The 12,993-nt window shown below is 53.4% G+C and carries 11 protein-coding genes; 7 read left to right on the top strand and 4 right to left on the bottom strand.

Going from position 1 to position 12,993, the window contains the following annotated elements:
- Positions 1 to 135: 135 nt before the first annotated feature.
- From I8J30_RS04595 to I8J30_RS04580, 4 genes are all read left to right on the top strand, one after another.
- Positions 136 to 435, top strand: a complete 300-nt coding sequence (locus I8J30_RS04595) for a hypothetical protein (RefSeq protein WP_210655778.1) — start codon at positions 136 to 138, stop codon at positions 433 to 435.
- A 35-nt stretch (positions 436 to 470) separates the two neighbouring features.
- Positions 471 to 1,121, top strand: a complete 651-nt coding sequence (gene pcp / locus I8J30_RS04590) for a pyroglutamyl-peptidase I (protein WP_210655776.1) — start codon at positions 471 to 473, stop codon at positions 1,119 to 1,121.
- Between the two features lie 135 nt (positions 1,122 to 1,256).
- Positions 1,257 to 1,448: a hypothetical protein gene (locus I8J30_RS04585; RefSeq protein WP_210655774.1), complete on the top strand. Its 192-nt coding sequence runs from the start codon at positions 1,257 to 1,259 to the stop codon at positions 1,446 to 1,448.
- 19 nt (positions 1,449 to 1,467) lie between these two features.
- Positions 1,468 to 3,525, top strand: a complete 2,058-nt coding sequence (locus tag I8J30_RS04580; protein ID WP_210655772.1) for a D-apionate lactonase family protein — start codon at positions 1,468 to 1,470, stop codon at positions 3,523 to 3,525.
- Between the two features lie 77 nt (positions 3,526 to 3,602).
- Here I8J30_RS04580 and I8J30_RS04575 read toward each other — a convergent pair whose 3' ends face one another.
- The gene (locus I8J30_RS04575; protein WP_210655771.1) at positions 3,603 to 4,076 is read right to left on the bottom strand and encodes a hypothetical protein; all 474 of its coding nucleotides are present in this window, start codon (positions 4,074 to 4,076) and stop codon (positions 3,603 to 3,605) included.
- Between the two features lie 164 nt (positions 4,077 to 4,240).
- On the opposite strand from I8J30_RS04575, the gene I8J30_RS04570 reads away from it, so the two are divergent.
- Positions 4,241 to 6,883 carry a GH116 family glycosyl-hydrolase gene (locus I8J30_RS04570; protein ID WP_210655769.1) on the top strand — a complete coding sequence of 881 codons (2,643 nt, stop codon included), beginning with the start codon at positions 4,241 to 4,243 and terminating at the stop codon, positions 6,881 to 6,883.
- 694 nt (positions 6,884 to 7,577) lie between these two features.
- Here the strand turns inward: I8J30_RS04570 and I8J30_RS04565 are convergent.
- Entirely contained in the window at positions 7,578 to 8,465 is an 888-nt protein-coding gene (locus tag I8J30_RS04565) for a helix-turn-helix domain-containing protein (protein ID WP_210655768.1), read from the bottom strand.
- 460 nt (positions 8,466 to 8,925) lie between these two features.
- Here I8J30_RS04565 and I8J30_RS04560 point away from each other — a divergent pair, with 460 nt between their 5' ends.
- On the top strand, positions 8,926 to 9,657 hold the full coding sequence (locus I8J30_RS04560; protein WP_240547773.1) for a Stf0 family sulfotransferase: 732 nt from the start codon (positions 8,926 to 8,928) through the stop codon (positions 9,655 to 9,657).
- A gap of 80 nt (positions 9,658 to 9,737) precedes the next feature.
- Here I8J30_RS04560 and I8J30_RS04555 read toward each other — a convergent pair whose 3' ends face one another.
- The gene (locus tag I8J30_RS04555; RefSeq protein ID WP_210655766.1) at positions 9,738 to 10,454 is read right to left on the bottom strand and encodes a glycosyltransferase; all 717 of its coding nucleotides are present in this window, start codon (positions 10,452 to 10,454) and stop codon (positions 9,738 to 9,740) included.
- 104 nt (positions 10,455 to 10,558) lie between these two features.
- The gene (locus I8J30_RS04550; protein WP_210655764.1) at positions 10,559 to 11,647 is read right to left on the bottom strand and encodes a glycosyltransferase family 4 protein; all 1,089 of its coding nucleotides are present in this window, start codon (positions 11,645 to 11,647) and stop codon (positions 10,559 to 10,561) included.
- A gap of 181 nt (positions 11,648 to 11,828) precedes the next feature.
- Between I8J30_RS04550 and I8J30_RS04545 the strand changes: the two genes are divergently transcribed.
- Positions 11,829 to 12,974 carry a sn-glycerol-1-phosphate dehydrogenase gene (locus I8J30_RS04545; RefSeq protein ID WP_210655763.1) on the top strand — a complete coding sequence of 382 codons (1,146 nt, stop codon included), beginning with the start codon at positions 11,829 to 11,831 and terminating at the stop codon, positions 12,972 to 12,974.
- Positions 12,975 to 12,993: the final 19 nt, after the last annotated feature.

Here is a 12,993-nt window from a genome sequence, read left to right as displayed (position 1 = left end):
TCTCTGGCACATTTATTACGTTCGCAGGTCCTAACTTTCGCGGGAACTGGGAATGCCAGGAAGGGATTCCAAACGATCGTGCAGAAGAAGGGATTGAAGCGATAAACCCGATGAGAAGCGAAAAGGAGAGTTACAATGGTTGGAGCGATTATATTATGGATCATTATGATAGCCTTTTTATTTTTCATCCTACACGCGGTCATTCAGTCCGCACTGGATTCGTCGAACATGGCGAAGAACATTCAGGATATTCGAGACTACTTATATGATACGAAAAGAGAAGGGAGAACAGACAAGCGCGCTGTTGCCGAGCAGCTTCTATCGACTCAGCCGGGCGCACCGCAAGACCTTTACGAGGAATGCCCCGCCTGCGGCGAGAAGATCATCCAGCATGAGCCGGAATGTCCAAGCTGCGGCTTGAGACTGAAGGATTAACGGCTAATCATCATCCCGTGGAAGGAGCAAACGACATGAACAAAGTACTGTTAACCGGCTTTGATCCGTTCGGAGGAGAAACGATCAATCCAGCTTGGGAAGTGGTCAGCCGCGTTCACCGACGCAAGACTTTTCCCGAACTCCAAGTGGAGGCCAGACAGATTCCGACGGTGTTCACCACATCCATAGAAGTGCTAAGGCAGGCGATCCTAGAGGTGCAGCCGGATGTGGTCATCTGTGTCGGGCAAGCCGGCGGCCGCAGCGACATCGCATTAGAGCGCGTGGCGATTAACTTGAACGATGCCCGTATCCCGGATAATGAGGGAAACCAGCCAATAGATGAGCCGATCTCCGAACAGGGTCCGGCAGCGTATTGGACCTCTCTGCCGATTAAGAGCATTACCGCGCGACTGCGAAAAGGAGGCATTCCGGCCTCTTTATCCCAAACCGCGGGGACATTTGTATGCAATCATCTCTTCTATGGGCTTCAGCATATGATCGCGACGGAATTTCCGGGGATAAGAGGCGGCTTCATTCATATACCATACCTACCCATACAAACCGCACAGAAACCACAGATACCGAGCATGAGCCTGGAAACCATGGTAGAAGCGATCGAAATCGCCGTGATTGCCAGCGTTCAGCATGATCGCGATATTATCGCTTCCGAGGGTCAGCTGCACTGACGAAATGATCAAGATTTCTATAGCAAAATCGAAAAATCGGTCGTTTTTTTATATTGTTCACTTATGATCAAAATTCTAGAATACAGACGAAAGGGAAGAACAACGTACGGAGAAAGGCAGCAGTCTACTTCCCGGTTGCAGGAAGCTGAGCTGGCGATTGATGAGCCGAGCCGCTACAGCTTCTATTGGTTAAATCCTCGTACGGGTGAGCGATCGAAGCCGGCGAGCTGCGATACGTTTTATTTTGCAACGCCTGCTGTGGATGCGGAGAATACGAGTGATGAGCACGAATGTGATTGGGTGCTGTGTTTGAAGAAGCAAGTCTAACAACGGGGGAGCGCGAGTTATGGTAAGTCAGGCAAGGGATATAGCAATTTTGCGGTACGGCTCTGCCGAACCGCTGCCGGAGCGGCGGCTGCTCAAGGCAGGTCCGCTGACCGCTGTGCTGGAAGAAGGCGGACTGCGTTATATTCGCTATGGTGAGCAGGAAGTCGTGCGCGGCATCTATGCCGCTGTCCGGGATCAGAATTGGGGGACGATTAAGCCGGTTTTTCGGGAGTTTCATGTGGTTACGGATCGCATCCATGAGTTTGAGGTGCGTTTCGTGGCAGAGCATCGGCAGGGCGAGATCGATTTTGTATGGGAGGGGGCCATCACCGGCTCGGAGGATGGAACCATTCGCTTTACGTTCGACGGTGAGGCGCGTTCGAATTTCTTGCGCAACCGGATTGGCTTCTGTATCTTGCATCCTTCCGACCTGGCGGGCTGTAAGGTGGAGGTAGAGACGGAAGATGGGACGGGGACGCGAACCATTTCAGGCGTGTTCCCGGAGCGGATTTCGCCGCACCAGCCATTCCTCGGCATGACGGCGATTCGCCATGAGCTAACGCCGAAGCTGGTCGCAGAGCTGCAATTTAGCGGCGATTTGTTCGAAATGGAGGATCAGCGCAATTGGACGGATGCTTCATACAAAACATACTGCACACCGCTTAGCATCCCCTACCCCGTGGAAGTGGCAAGCGGAGAGCGGGTTCAGCAAGCTGTGACGCTTAGGTTGGTTGGTGAGAGAGAGGACGAGGTTGGCGGGAATTTGGTAGAGGACTCGAAGGAAACTTCAGCGGAGATTTCAGATGTACAAGCGATTCGAGTGGAGCTCCGTGACCATGTGGTCGGGCAGGTTCCCGGTATCGGTTTAGGGATGACGCCGGGCCGCCCGCTTGCGATGTCTGAGCTCGAGGCGCTTCGCCCGCTTGCGCTCACTTTCCTGCGGGCAGTTATTCGATTGGCCGATCCGGGTTGGGAGCGGGAGCTCGCGAATACGGCGGCGGCTGCAAGCGCGCTTGGTGCAGGAGTAGAGCTTGAAGTGATTGTACCGGGAGAATGGGAAGGCCGAAGCGAAGTTGGAAGCGAAGGGCAAGAGCAAAGCCAAGGGCAAGAGCAAAGCCAAGGGCAAGGCGAAATTGATAGCCGAGGCCAAGGCCATAGCCATGTCCAGGGGCAGCGTTTGCTGGAGGTGCTGGTTCAAGCGATCGTCCAAGCGGGGACTGTCGTGGATACGGTATTTGTATTCCCCGAGGCTGGATTCGTGAGCCAGCATGAGCTGTCCGCTGAGCTTATGAAGCTGCGCGATTCGGCGGGGCTGTCCTTTCGCGTGGGGGGAGGCACCCGTGCTTACTTTACGGAGCTGAACCGCGCGGAGCTGCCGCTTGCTCCGATGGATGCGGCCATGTACACGATTAATCCGCAGGTGCACGCCTTCGATATCGCTTCGCTCGCCGAAACGGTTTCCGCGCAGGCGGATACGGTTCGCAGTGCGCGAAGCATTGTACCCGATGTACCGCTTAGCATCGGACCCATTACATTTAAGCCGCGTTTGAATCCGAACACGACGAGTGAGGAAGGCAGGCGGAGGTCGGAGGACCGCGCTAATCATACCGATGCGCGCCAATGGTCGTTGTTCGGCGCGGCGTGGACGCTCGGCAGTTTGCGGAGCTTATCGGAAGCGGGAGCAGAGCGTGTCTGCTACCTGGAGACGGCTGGCCCGCTTGGGGTTATGCGCGATGGCGGGGAAGAGAAGTATCCCCTCTATCACGTATTGGCAGCTGCGGCCAAGCTGCAAGGAGCAGAAGTGCTGGATTGCCGAGTAGCTGACCGATTAAGCTTCGACGCACTCGCAGTAAGAGCCAATGACGGCGCCGTGATGCTGCTCGCAGCGAATTATACGAACGAAACCATACGCGTACGTGTGGAGTCGGCTGTTACTTTACAACCGTCGGAATTGCTCGCGCTGGATGAGCGAGCGGTCCGTCCGCTTGCACCGGTAGTGTATCCGGCGCCGGCGGTGCAAGATGGCGGCGCTTTGGAGCTTGAACTTCCGCCGTTCGCGGTTGTCGTGGTGCGGTAAGGTTGAATGAGAACAAGGATGCAAGCCATGGGCTGCATCCTTGTTTTTGCTATATAGACGAACACATGCTGCCAACGCTAATCGGACACAGGCTTTAACTCGAAATACTCGGAATGAGTGCTCCATTTGACCAGCAGCTTGGCGGTTGTATTTGGTGCGAACGCTGCCGTTCCCATTGAAGGAAGCAGCACATAAATCCCCTTCTCCGGTGCCTCGGAGATGATTGTCCCGGAGCCGCCGACAGCATCACCAAAGGTATATTCAGTAGATAGCTGGCCGGTAGGTCTCGGATCTTCTCCGTCATACACGAGTACCTCTTTCATCTTGAATTTATCTGCGCCTTTCAGCTTGTAAACAAACAGCACAGCACTCCAATTATCGGCATGCCCTCTATACGCATGGACATATTCGAGATTGGGATCGGTCAATTCGGGGAAGTCTGTTTTGCTGATGCCTCCATAAATATCTGAAGGCTTTGTACATCCACTTAGAACGACAACGCTGCACAAAATGAGAAGTGCGCTCATGAACCAACGCGCGATTTCCCTCACCCCTTTAATTTCCAGTTATAACCATTATAACCGTTGATTGCTTGTTCTTGAGTAACGCTGTGTAAGTGAATAAAACAATCGGAATTTACAACAAAAGAGAGCCCTTTTACAATGCTTCCTCACCGGCTTCGTACTACAATGTGAAGTAGAAGGGAGCGATAATAGTGAATTCATTTGTATATGAGGACGAACGACTGAATGCGATTTCATTTCCGATAGGCGGCATTGGTACAGGCTGCATCGGTTTAGCAGGTAATGGTAGATTGCTGGATTGGGAGATTCTCAATCGGCCTAACAAACGCAGTATGAATGCGCTGAGCCATTTTGCAATCAAAGCGGAGGACGGCGAGCGTGTGCTTGACGCTCGGATTTTACAAGGAGAGCTTAGCCCTCCCTATATGGGGGAGCCGGTTCGCGGAGGCGCGCTGCATTCCGGATATGGATTTGGTCCGCATGCAGGGACTCTGGGGGGTATGCCGCATTTTGAGAAGACTGTTTTCACGGGTACGTTCCCGATGGCGGATATCGAGTTTCAGGATCCGGCTTTCCCAGGGCAGGTGCGAATGAGTGCTTATAATCCGTTCATTCCTTCGAACGAAGATGACTCTAGCTTACCTGCGGCGTTCTTTACAATTACCGTATCGAATACGACCGAGCAGGCATTAACCTATACCGTCAACTTATCGTCGGCCAATATGATGAAAACCTCGCCAAGTCTACATCGTTATGTGAACGACAAAGGCTTAAGGCGAATACATATGGCTACACAAACGGAGAAGCACGACAATCCGGAGTATGGCGAACTGACATTGGCTACGGATCAAGCGGAGGGCAGCTATCAACTGTACTGGTATCGCGGCGGATGGTGCGACTCGCTGGAGATGTTTTGGCGGGACTTCACTGCATTCGGACCTTTCAACAACCGCGAATATGAGCCGGATGAGAAATTCCGCAATCAAGATATGGCTTCGTTGGCAGCTTCGATCCACGTTCCGGCAGGCGAGTCGCGCAGTGTGAGGTTCATGCTCGCGTGGAGCAGCCCGTTCATGTTCAACCATTGGAATCCGGAGAAAGACGGCAAACGCACGATCTGGAAAAATCACTACGCCGTTCGATTCGAAGACTCGCTCGCCAGCAGCGCATACGCGTTCGCAGAGTGGGATCGTCTGGAGCGGGAAACGCGGCTTTTCCGTGATGCGCTGTATGGATCCACACTTCCGCAGGCTGTAATGGATGCGGTCGCGGCGAATTTATCCGTGCTGAAATCGCCTACCTGTCTGCGGCTTGAAGACGGTTCTTTCTACGGCTTCGAGGGCTGCATCGAGGATGTCGGCTGTTGCGAAGGCTCGTGTACGCATGTTTGGAATTACGCTTACGCGCTGCCGTATTTGTTCCCGCAGCTGGAGCGGAGCATGCGCGATCTGGACTTTATCTATAATCGCCGCGAGGACGGCCGGATGCAGTTCCGGCTTATGCTGCCGGTGGGACGCGAGCGTTCGAATTTTCACGCTTGCGCTGACGGACAATTCGGCGGGATCATCAAACTTTACCGGGATTGGAAGATCAGTGGGGACGACGAGTGGCTGAGAGGCCATTGGGAAGCGGCGAAAACGATGATTTCGTTCGCGTGGTCCGACTCCAACGAGGACAAATGGGATGCCAATCAAGATGGCGTACTCGAAGGACGGCAGCATCATACGCTCGATATGGAGCTGTTCGGGCCGAATTCATGGCTGAACGGATTCTATCTGGCCGCATTGAAGGCGGGAGCGGAGATCGCGGAGTATCTGGGCGAGCCGGAAACGGCGGAGCTCTACCGCGGGCTGTTCGAACGCGGAAAAGCGTATACCGACCGCGAGCTGTTCAACGGAGAATATTATACGCAGCAGGTCCAATTACAAGATTTGTCGCTCCTTACCCGCTATTCCGAAGGGAAATCGCAGTCCGGCGTAGAGAATGCCTACTGGAATGCAGAGGCAGGCGAGATCAAATACCAAATCGGCGAAGGCTGCAGCATCGATCAGGTTGTTGCGCAGTGGCATGCCAACTTGTGCGGACTAGGCGAGATCTTTGATGCGGCGCAGACACGAACAGCGCTGGAATCGCTCTATCGCTATAACTTCAAGAGCGAGATGAGAAAAGAAGCCAATCCGTGGCGCTTGTATTCACTTGGTGATGAGGGTGGATTGCTCATTTGCACCTGGCCGGAGGGGAGGCTGAAACCAGCCGTTCCGCTTACTTATAATTCGGAGACGATGACCGGCTTCGAATATCAAGCTGCGGTGCACATGATTCAAGAGGGCTTGTACGAGGAAGGCTTATCCATAGTCGAAGCCATTCGCCGCCGCTACGACGGGAATCGCCGCAATCCGTGGAACGAAATCGAATGCGGCAGCAACTACGCCCGCTCGATGGCCAGCTACTCGCTGCTGCATGCGTACAGCGGCTTCCGCTACCACAAAGGGCAGGGGCTGCTAGGATTCGAGCCGAAGGTTTCGGCTGGAGCGGGAACCGGTGAGGTTGCAGGCTTGAGTGTGGAAAATTATCAAGCGTTCTGGGCGCTCGACGGCGCATGGGGAACGGTAAAACTCGGCAAAGATGCGCTTGAAATCAACGTGCTCTACGGAGAGTTCGCATTGCTGCAACTGCAGCTGGGCGAAACACTCATAAGCCGAGTCCAAAGCGCTCATCTCGGCAACGAAGAACTGCAATTCGAGCGCAGCGGAGGCCAGCTTAGCCTAATTAACGGCAGCGCAGTGCTCTCGCCTGATCGCTCGATCCGAGTGGTATTAAGCAAAGTAGATTAAGTGGTGCTGGGAACACATTGGCTGGAAACAACCGGTGGGTTTCGCGGATGAGTAGCTCAGGGAGCAACACGTTGGTGGGAAACAGTTGATTTCGTCGCAAAAGTAGCTCTGGGAGTAACAAATTAGTTGGAAACTGATGACTTCAGCGCGAGAGTAGCTCTCGGGCAACACATTGGTGGAAAACAGTTGAATTCAGCGCAAGAGTGGCTCAGGGTGTAACACATTGGTGGAAAACAGTTGAATTCAGCGCAAGAGTGGCTCCCAGGGATCTACATGTGCAGGAATCGGGTGGATTCCGCGAAAGAAGAGTACCTAGGGATCTTCATGAGCGGAATTCCGGTGGAATCCGCCAAAGAAGAGTCCCCAGGAATCTACATGTGCAGGAATCGGGTGGATTCCGCGAAAGAAGAGTACCCAGGGATCTACATGTGCGGGATCCGGAGGAATTCGCCAAAGAAGAGTCCCCAGGGATCTACATGAGCGGGAATCCGGTGGAATTCGCCAAAGAGGAGTACCCAGGGATCTACATGAGCGGGAATCCGGTGGAATCCGCCAAAGAAGAGTACCCAGGGAACTACATGTGCGGCATAACGGTCAAAACGGCAAAAGAGAGGTACGAAGTACCTCTCTTTTGCCGTTTCTTGGCGCATCTCAATGCGCCTCACCTCAGCCGTCGACACTCTAGCCGCCTACCCTACTCGCTCTCGTTCATCCCGGCCCGGTATTGGCCGGGAGTTACTCCCGTCGTGCGCTTGAACGTATTGGCAAAATGGTGATTGTCCGTAAAGCCGCAATAATCGGCGATTTCGTGCATAGTCAGCATGCTGGTGCGAAGCAGCTCCTTCGCGTGCTTGAGCCGGAGCGTTAGAAAATAGTGATAGGGCGAAACGCCGAATGTCTCGCGGAATACGACGTTGAAGCGCGGCACGGATAGGTTCGCCCTTTTAGCCATGTCGGCTACACGCAGCGGCTCAGAAATATGCAGCGCAAAATAGGATGTCACCCAGCCGAGCAGCGAATGGCTCTTGTTCGGCGCCCGCTCCTCCTCGACATAAGGCTCAAGCAGCTGAAAAATCAATTGTAAGGCAGCGCCATGCGCCTTCATCCGATTATGCAGGCCGCAAGCTCCGTCATCCCAAGCTTCGATGAGCGCAAGCATCGTTTCGACAAACGCCGTTTTATTTTTGGGAGCGAAGAGGGGTGGCACCTGCTGAAAGCCTTCCAATTCGGAAATTCGCGGCTGCATCAGCTCCTCTTGTCCAGCCAACTGAATTTGACCGGGCAACGTCACGAAGCTGCGCTCGCGATGCGGATTATAGAACAGGTCCATGTGGACATAGGGGGAAATGGTATCCGTCGTCCCTTCGAGAATATGAAGATCACCGGGCTGCAGCATGCAGAACTGCCCGCTTGTTATCGTATACACCTTCTTCTCACGTGTAAGAGTAACGCGCATCGTTCCTTCTTGCACATAAAGAATCGCGTAGTCCAGCAAGGTGCGCTCGCCGAGGAGGAAAGGCTTGCGAATGGCATTCGACGCAGAGCGAATATAAGGAACAAGATCAAGCTGAGTTGAATTCATAGGAAACCTGCCTAATGTAAGATAGTCCGTCCGCTCTATCATAGCAGTTCCGGCAGACAGAATCTTCTTCATTGGGTTTAGTTTCTTGATAAGTAAAAATTTTCTTGACGACCACGTGATACAGAGATTACACTGAGATAAATTTGTAAGAGGATGGAGCGTGCAAAGATGACCCAGTTCTTGACAGCAGTTATCGGTTAATCGATATCTGAATAGGCATGATAGCTCCCACACGCGAACGTACAGCTGCTCGTCAGCGGTCTGTTTGTGTTGCCGGCCCAGCTGCCATGCACCCTGTCATGAACATTCATCATAAACGCTTGGCCTTATCGGACGCGCAGCCCCTGCTGCGTACTCGTGCTGCCTGAAGCCGTAGATGGACATTCGTTCATCTGCGGCTTTTTTGCGTGCATTTTACTCCATACCTACAAATAATCCATGATGAAAGCAGGAAACCATTATGAAACCAACTCAATCGTATACGATCTTTTTCTCCCAACGAACCGGAAGTACTCTGCTTGCAAAAGCGCTGGAATCGACAGGAGTAGCGGGAGTCCCCAGAGAATGGATGCATGTTAACGATCCCGATACGACAGGCCTGCAAGAGATCGAGCAGAAGCTGAAGGAAGGGACCACCCCAAACGGTATCTTCGGTATCAAAGATTCCATTTGCTTCCCTCAATTCGACAAGTGGATGACGTGTTTCAGGAAAGCCTATGATCTGGCGGACGATGTACCGCGGCCGGCAGTGTGGGAGAGCGCTTTTCCAAATTGCAAATATATCTACATGACAAGGCGAAACAAAGTGCGCCTTGCCGTATCCTGGTGGCGTGCGATCGTTTCGGATGAATGGCACCGCGGGCAGGGGCAGAAACCTAGCGATGTCGACATTTCCAACGAGTATAACTTCGATGCAATTAATCATTTGGTAGCGGAATCGGTTCTGCGCGAAGCTGCGATGGAAGAGTTCTTCGTCGAAGGCGGAATTACGCCGATGACCATCGTCTACGAGGATTTTATCCGCAATTACGAGGGAACAGTGTTGGATATTCTGACCTATCTCGGCATTGCAACGGAAGGTGTTGTTGTAGCACCGCCACATTTCGATCCGATTGCAGATGACATTGCCGAGCAGTGGGTGCAGCGCTTCCGTGAGGAAAGACAGAATGGTTGGACGAATCGCGCTTGGTAAGTAGGAGAACGTCAGAAAAAAGAGAATGCCCAGGCGCCGACAACAGGATCAGCAGGCATTCTCTTTTTGCGCGAAGTCGGTTAGCCGGGCAGCGTGGCGAGCAATTGATCGAGCAAATGGGCGTATTTGGCATTGACACCGTTGGCTTCGTGCATGACCGTATTGAAGTTTCGGACGGTTCCCATCTGGGAATGGCGGCGGTACAGCGTAAGCGGCTCATTCAGATAATGGAAATCAACGCGAGAAAGCAGTACGCGGATCCACATGTCGTAGTCATGGGTATATGGCAGACCCTCGTTAAAGCCTCCTAACCCGATGAACAGCTCCTTGGTCATCATAATCGTACATCCGTTGACCGGACAACCATGCCGAATGCCGTTAATAAACGCTTTGGCTGATGCATATTTGGCTGCTGCCGTATATTCCGTTATCGTGCCGTGTTCATTAATGACATGGTAATCCGTATGGCAGATGCGCGCCTGCGTTTGTTCCATGTAGGCCACTTGCCGCTCTACTTTATCGGGTGTGAATCGATCGTCGGAACTGAGCCACGCGACGTATTTACCGGTGGCCATCGTAATGCCGTAGTTCAGCGCACTGCCTGTTCCACCGTTTCTTTTGCCAAGATAATGAATGCGGCTGCGATAGGGGGCTATCATGTTCTGATGCCGGGTCGAGCCGTCATCAACGACGATGATTTCGAGATTCGGATAGGTTTGATAGAGCGCACTGACGATGGCTTGATCAACATAAGGATCGTTATAGAAGGGGATGATGATCGACACTTTTGGCAGCATGTTCTTTCTTTCACCTCGACAGTTTCATATCTATCCTTACTATATGGGGACAGGGCGAATGCAGACACAGCAGGTGTTCTTAGGTAGAAAACCATTTTTGCGGATCAGGCATGCAGCATTAACCGGAGCGCAATAAAGATGTTGATCAAATCAGCCACATATCGGTTTGGGGAGAAGGCAGTTTGGATATGGCCCTGAGCGTTCCCGATGATGAGCTCCCTGAGCGGCCTGTTGTCCATCAGATCCTTTGCTTCGTGAACAGCCTCTTCTACGGTATGGCTTTTGAAAAACTTTCCTGTCTGATTATGCGTAATGAAGCAGCGCACGCCGTCGGAATCGGTGGAAAGCACGGGACAGCGGCAGCTCATCGCTTCTGCGACAGCATAACCGAAGCCCTCGGTAGTGGAGGTGGAAAGCAGCATGCCGCCGGAATCTCCGATTGCGGATAAGTAATGGGGCATGTGGCTGTGCGGCATGTTGGAGCGTATCGTAATATTGTTCTGCAGATTGAGTTCATACAGCTTGGCATAAAATTTTTCCCGCTCGCCGGGCTCCGAAATCGTAGCATCCTCAAACATCCATAGCTGCACATTCGGTCGTTGCTTGACCAATTCGCCGCAGATGGACAGGTAAAGCGGCCAGTTCTTGTTGTGCTCCAGACGCCCGATCCAGCCGAGAATCGGCGCACCGGTAGGATTCAATAGAGGCACATGATGGTGGATGAAGCTGTTCGTGTCGATCATATTTTGCACATAGAATCGGGGAAGGTCGCCAAGGTAGGTTTGAAAAAGCCCCATTAGATGCGAAGTCGGCGGGCTGATGGCCGCTCTGGCATAAGTGCGAATGTACCCCGAGGCAAAAGCGAACGTAGCCAGCGCCTGCTCCTTCGTGCCAAGTCCTTGCGCTTCGTAGATCATGGTACCTCGGTAACCAAGTCCGTAAAGGCGCTCCAGCATCAGATGGTCGCAGGTTACAATAATGGCATCAAACTGTTGTGCAGCCAGAATCGCTTGAATTTCCTCATTACTGTTGGTTATATAATGAGGGATACCTATCATATTCTGCTTACCTGCGCCATCCCACAAATAGAGTGCGTGCGCTTCGATGCCAACCGCGCGAAGCGCATGATAGCGCAGCCGATTCAGCGTTTCGATTCCGCCGCTTGGAATAAAATACGTGAACAGCAGCTTCATTACTTGCGAACCTCCCCATCTAGCAAACACTTATGAATACTATATGTGGAAGAGTAGAGGCGCGTGTGGGTAGTTGTTGCACAGCGAGAACCTTTTGGCGCGTTTCGTGCGCAACGATGTATACTGAAAAGGACGAAGTTTCAAAGCAGATGCAGGAAAGAATGCGAGAGGAACGGTGAGTATGAATATCCAATTGGCCTTAGATGAAGTAAACGCGGCAGCTAAAGTGAAATCGGAAGGGGTTGTGTTTGCCCCGATCGTGATGGAAAGTGTGCTGGATTCGGGCGCTTTGCGGCAAGTGGCTCCTTTTGTGCGGGAGCGAGGATATGGCGAGGTTGTACTTGTCGTCGATGCGAATACGTGGGAAGCAGCGGGACAAACGCTTGCTGCGCATCTTAAGGAAGCAGGGGCGGCCTATCGGGTTTGCGTGCTGAAGTTGAATGTCCAAGGGGATTTGATTGCGGATGAGCGGACCATAGTGCAATTGATGCTGGAAACACCGGCTCATGTGCAGGCGATTCTAGCTGTTGGCTCAGGCACGATCCATGATATCGTGCGGTTCGTGTGTTATCAGACGGGGCGCGATTTCGTGTCGGTTCCAACGGCGGCGTCGGTGGATGGGTTTACCTCCGTTGGCTCGCCGATCATTGTCGATGGCGTGAAAATAACGGTTCCGGCAGTTGCGCCATGCGCCGTCTTCGCGGATTTGGACGTCCTTGCCGCTGCGCCGCAGCGTCTTACGGCAGCGGGCTTCGCCGATATGCTCGGCAAGTTTACTTCGCTTGCCGATTGGCGATTCTCGCATGAGTTGGCGGGCGAGCCGTTCTGCCCGCTGGCTTATGAGCTCACCGAGCAAGCGCTCATGAAGTGCATCGAGAACGTGAAGGAGATCGCGACGGGTTCGCTCAAAGGCGTTGGCGTGCTGATGGAGGCGCTGCTGCTGTCCGGCTGGTCGATGCTGCTTGTAGGTCATTCCCGCCCGGCTTCCGGGGGCGAGCATCATTTGTCGCATCATTTTGAGATGGCGTACATACGCGAGGGCCGCAGACAGCTGCTGCACGGGGCCAAAGTCGGCGTAGCGTCGGTGCTGCTCGCCGAGCTGTACCGCGAGCAGCTGACCGCGGAGTACCCCGCCATCTATGGCGCGCTCCCGCATGCCGACCAGCTGCGGGACTGGCTTCGCGCAGCCGGCGGACCCGCCGATCCGGACGAGATCGGCCTGTCCGATTCTCTCATCGCCGAAGCGATGCAGGAAGCGCACAAGCTGCGTGATCGCTACACGGGCTTGAAGCATCTGGTGCTGCGGGCGGGAGCTGAGAGTCGCTAAATCCGACTCTCAGCTGCAG

The organism is Paenibacillus lignilyticus (assembly GCF_017942085.1).
In the GTDB taxonomy this organism is placed as follows: domain Bacteria; phylum Bacillota; class Bacilli; order Paenibacillales; family Paenibacillaceae; genus Paenibacillus_Z; species Paenibacillus_Z lignilyticus.
This window is presented reverse-complemented; position numbering and strand designations above follow the sequence as displayed.

Coding starts and splice junctions, on each gene's coding strand:
- I8J30_RS04595 (WP_210655778.1), top strand. CDS start 136: ATGGTTGGAGCGATTATATTATGGATCATTATGATAGCCTTTTTATTT.
- pcp (WP_210655776.1), top strand. CDS start 471: ATGAACAAAGTACTGTTAACCGGCTTTGATCCGTTCGGAGGAGAAACG.
- I8J30_RS04580 (WP_210655772.1), top strand. CDS start 1,468: ATGGTAAGTCAGGCAAGGGATATAGCAATTTTGCGGTACGGCTCTGCC.
- I8J30_RS04565 (WP_210655768.1), bottom strand. CDS start 8,465: ATGAATTCAACTCAGCTTGATCTTGTTCCTTATATTCGCTCTGCGTCG.
- I8J30_RS04560 (WP_240547773.1), top strand. CDS start 8,926: ATGAAACCAACTCAATCGTATACGATCTTTTTCTCCCAACGAACCGGA.
- I8J30_RS04555 (WP_210655766.1), bottom strand. CDS start 10,454: ATGCTGCCAAAAGTGTCGATCATCATCCCCTTCTATAACGATCCTTAT.
- I8J30_RS04550 (WP_210655764.1), bottom strand. CDS start 11,647: ATGAAGCTGCTGTTCACGTATTTTATTCCAAGCGGCGGAATCGAAACG.
- I8J30_RS04545 (WP_210655763.1), top strand. CDS start 11,829: ATGAATATCCAATTGGCCTTAGATGAAGTAAACGCGGCAGCTAAAGTG.